A 2,066-nucleotide genomic window follows, 5' to 3' on the forward strand; every position below is an offset into this window, starting at 1 on the left:
TTGCCGTCGTCTTTTTCTTCCCTCTTTTCATGCTGCGCGACAAAGGCATGGGCTTTATCACTCCATAACAAGGAATCTTGTGCAACACCTTCAGAGACTTCCTTAATGCGAGCGTTCACAGTTTTGATATTATCATCAAGTCCTTCAAAGGCAGAACCAACATTGGTGTGTGATTTATCTGTTACCTTACCATCTTTATCAATATTCGATAAGTTATAGTTTGGAGCTTGCCATTCGCCCTTCTCATTATAACCAGCACCGCCACCAAAATAGCCAGCAAACTGTTTTCGAAGATCATAAATCTGACCACCCGTAATCGCATCGCTCGAACCTGATACTATAGAACCAGCCGCAAGCGATGTGATCTTGCTGTTTTCTTGCGTCACTACAACTGTGCCGTCGGCTTGTTCTTCCCTCTTTTCATGCTGCGCTACAAAGGCATGGGCTTTACCATTCCATAACAAGGAATCTTGTGCAACTCCCTCTGAAACTTCCTTAATGCGAGCGTTCACATTCTTGATATTATCATCAAGTCCTTTAAAGGCAGAACCAACATCGGTATGCGATTTATCTGTTACCTTACCGTCTGTAGAAACTGTCGATAAGTCATACTTTAATCCTTTAAAGTTTTTGCCATCAAAGTATACAGCGCCACCTAAAAGCTTTGATAAATCATCTGTGATGCTATGAAGCTGTCCACCCGTAACCGCATCGCTCGAGCCTGATACTATAGAACCATCAGCCAGCGATGTGATCTTGCTGTTTGTCTTACTTTCCTTTTCCCCATGCAAAGCTACAAAGGCTTTTGCACTTTCATCCCACAACAAAGCATCGCCTTGAACTTCTTGCGTAATATTCGTTAGTTTTTCAGTAAAATTTTTGACCTCATTCGTTAGATGTGTATTCACATTCTTGACACTCGTATCAAGATCAGAAAAGGCTGAACCAACATCGTTATGTGATTTAGTCGTTACCTTACCATCGTCAGAAACATTTGAGATGTTATAAGTCGGAGCTGTAAAAGCACCATCTACAAATGTTGAACCACCACCAAAATATGTCGCAACGTTATTGCCTAGTGAATGAAGTTGGTCACCATTTACAGCATCATGTGAATCCTTGGCAATCTTACCAGCCGCAACATTATGCAATCCAACAGTGCCTGTTTTGGGATCACCAAAAGTCACATTGCTTTGTTTCGCTTTAGGTGCTGTTCTGGTAAGTGTACTGACCTCTTCTGTATCTTCTTCCTCATCATAAAAAACTGCTACAGAGCGCACTTCTTCAATTTCATTCGTAAGTGCATCTATATTTTTATCAAGCTGGGCTTTATTAACCGCTTCGTTGCCCTTTTCTGCATCCTTCACGCCAGAAAGTATTCTATCCTTACTATCCTTATCAGCAACAGTGATTGTCGTACCAGCTTTTTCGCCACCAATCTTGATCAGTTTCTTCTCTTCATTCCACTTAACAAGACTATCACTTCTCATAGTGTTAATCTCATCATGAACACTCTGGAAAGAATTACCAACACTAGAAAAAGCATCCGCTACATTCTGATAAGTCTCATCAGTAATATGCCCATCAGAACCGATTTGTTTGACCTTGAAAGTAGGAGCTATCCATGCGCCTTCTTTATTATATCCAGCGCCACCGCCAAAATAACTACCAACCATTTCACTCATAGAATAAATCTGAGAGCCATTAACGGCATCTGTGGAATCTTTCGTAATATTTCCTGCAGCAAGAGACGTAATCTTGCTGTTTTCTTGTGTCACTACAACTGTGCCGTCTTCTTCTTTTTTCTTCTTTTCATGCTGCGCTACAAAGGCATGGGATTTATCATTCCATAACAAAGCATCGCCTTGGACTGCTTGCGTAATATTCGTTACTTTTTCAGTAAAATTTTTGATCTCATTCGTTAGATGCGTATTCACATTCTTGACACTCGCATCAAGACCAGCAAAAGCTGAACCAACATCGTTGTAGGACTTTTCTGTTGCCTTACCATCTTCAGCAACATTTGAGATCTTATAAGTCGGAGCTGTAAAAGCACCATCTGCAAA

1 pseudogene is annotated in these 2,066 nt (G+C 40.9%); it reads right to left on the bottom strand.

What is annotated here, in order from left to right:
- Positions 1-2,066, bottom strand: a pseudogene (locus ACFIJ7_RS09385) (hypothetical protein); the annotation flags it as partial.

The organism is Bartonella sp. MR100HLJHH, from assembly GCF_042194215.1.
Classification (GTDB): Bacteria; Pseudomonadota; Alphaproteobacteria; order Rhizobiales; family Rhizobiaceae; genus Bartonella; species Bartonella grahamii.